This is a genomic window from Crocosphaera sp. Alani8 (assembly GCF_038442745.1).
GTDB lineage: Bacteria > Cyanobacteriota > Cyanobacteriia > Cyanobacteriales > Microcystaceae > Crocosphaera.
The window spans coordinates 1-2,068 of record NZ_JARVCN010000477.1; the positions used below are offsets into that span (position 1 = coordinate 1).

The following is a 2,068-nucleotide window of genomic DNA, read 5'->3' on the forward strand; positions in this document are numbered from 1 at the left end:
GTATAACACTGTCCGCTAACTAATACCCCACCTGCAAAAGTGACACGCTCCCAAAAATGCTTCTGTTTCTAAAGTTTCCATCTGTTGATTATTACGAGAAATAATAAAGATTTTTGTTTTGTCTTGATTATCAAAATTTAGACACTGCTCTAAACTTTTAATGCCTAATAACCAGTAGAGTGGATTTAATCTCAAAGGGTGTTTGATAAAGATGTAATAATTAGGGGTCACTAAGAAATCATGGAGAAGAGAAAACTCATCAACAACATATGAAGATGATTTTATCTTTTTGCCCCGTTCGTCTAATTCCCAAATAGTTAAAGTTTGGGGACTCATTCCTGATACGCCAAAATTAATGAAAGTACCATCAATGATTTTGGGGTGTGCTGAAAAAGTCTCTTGATTAAGTAAATCATCTAAGTTATCTAATCCGATAGTTTCTAAGGTTTCGGGATTTACCTCATGAGGGGAACCTCCTTCCCACATTGCCCACAATTTCCCTCCCCAGTAAATAACATTAGTGTTAGCTGGATTCTTGACATCTGTATTGAAGAGATTGGCTAACCATCCTCCTGGTTTTTGAGTTCCAAATCCTCGATAAAGGATTTTTTGGGCTTTCTGTTCTTTTAAATAACTTTCGGTGCGAATATAACGAGTTTGAAAGTTAACTCTTCCTTCTTGAAAACGAAAAACACGAAGCAGTCCATCTGCATCAAAAACGTGACCAATAGTTTCTCTTCCCACTTCAAACAGTCCTGGTCCATTCCTAAATAATGTTCCTTGTAAATCTGGGGGGATTTGTCCTTCAATATCTTTGATTTGATATTCGTATTCACTAGGTTGAGAAGTGTACCCTTTAGCCCAGTCTTTTGCTATTTGGGAAGGAGATGAAGTAACAATCATTGGAAATTTATATAGCTATTTAAACCCGTACCTTTACTATTATAACCTATTATTATAATTTTGTCTAAATGAAATAAATGACCGTCAAAAAATTGAATAATTTCTTAGAGTATGTGATTGGAATTAAAAGTTAATTATCTACTATCAATTTTATCTTTTTTGGCAAGGAATACATAAAGTAAAACTCACTCCTTTTTCTAATGGTTTGAAAATTATTTCCCCGCCTATTTTATTGATCACTTCTTGACTTATATAAAGCCCTAACCCTATGCATTTCGTTTCAGGTTTAGTCGTTACGAAAGGCTCAAATAAATGATTTTCAATACTTGGGTCAATCCCAAGTCCATTATCTTTAATCGAAACCCACCAGCAATTGAATTTTTTTTCTGTTTTTATGGCTAAATTAGGAACAAAATTACTTTTCTTTTTTTTAGCTTCATCTAATACGTCTAAAGCGTTTTCAATAATATTAAATAAAGGTATTTCTAAGGTATGTGGTATTTTTTTTATTTGGTCCAGTTCAGAAGAAAAGCAAGTTTTAATTTGACTAGCTAATAAGGGAGAAGAATGATACTTGATAACTGAGTTAAGAATAGCTTCAACAAATTCATTGGGACTCACTTCTACAAAAGTTATCTTTTGCTGAGAAGGAGACAATAAAATGAGTTTAAAAATCATTTCTAGTTTTCCCACTGGTTCTTGTAAACTTTTTACTAAATCCAGTATTTCTTCTTGATTTTCTTGAGCTTTTATTTTTGTTTGAGACTCATTTAGCATATCATTAACGGTAGCCAATCCATATTTTAATTGGTACAGAGGATTCTTGAATTGATGACAGAATCCAGCGGTTAATCGCCCTAAAAAAGCTAATTTTTCTTGTTTTATTAATTGATTTTGATTGCATTTGATAGTCTCTAGTGCTTCTGATAAAGCTACTGTCCTCTGGTTTATTTTCGTTTCCAAGTTTTCAATATGATCCCTAATTCTCGTTTGAAAAATGTGAAAAATAGTAGTCAGTAAGAAAATACCGACACATCAGGCAAAATAATTCCTACTTGCTCTAATAATTGTTTAAAGTCAGCTTCTGATGATTTCCAAGCTGTTAGTAACGCATCAAACCAAATCCCATTTTCTGCTGCTGATTTAGACGCATCTATTTCCTCTG

At 33.1% G+C, this 2,068-nt stretch carries 2 protein-coding genes; both read right to left on the bottom strand.

What is annotated here, in order from left to right; genetic code table 11:
• Window positions 1–15: 15 nt before the first annotated feature.
• A complete protein-coding gene (locus tag P9B04_RS23530) occupies window positions 16–903 on the bottom strand; it encodes a carotenoid oxygenase family protein (RefSeq protein ID WP_342057387.1) in 888 nt (295 codons plus the stop codon).
• A gap of 150 nt (window positions 904–1,053) precedes the next feature.
• On the bottom strand, window positions 1,054–1,866 hold the full coding sequence (locus tag P9B04_RS23535; RefSeq protein ID WP_342057388.1) for a sensor histidine kinase: 813 nt from the start codon (window positions 1,864–1,866) through the stop codon (window positions 1,054–1,056).
• Between the last annotated feature and the right edge of the window lie 202 nt (window positions 1,867–2,068).

What these genes read in the sequence shown, in the direction of transcription:
- P9B04_RS23530 (WP_342057387.1), bottom strand. Translation starts at nt 903, where the DNA reads ATGATTGTTACTTCATCTCCTTCCCAAATAGCAAAAGACTGGGCTAAA.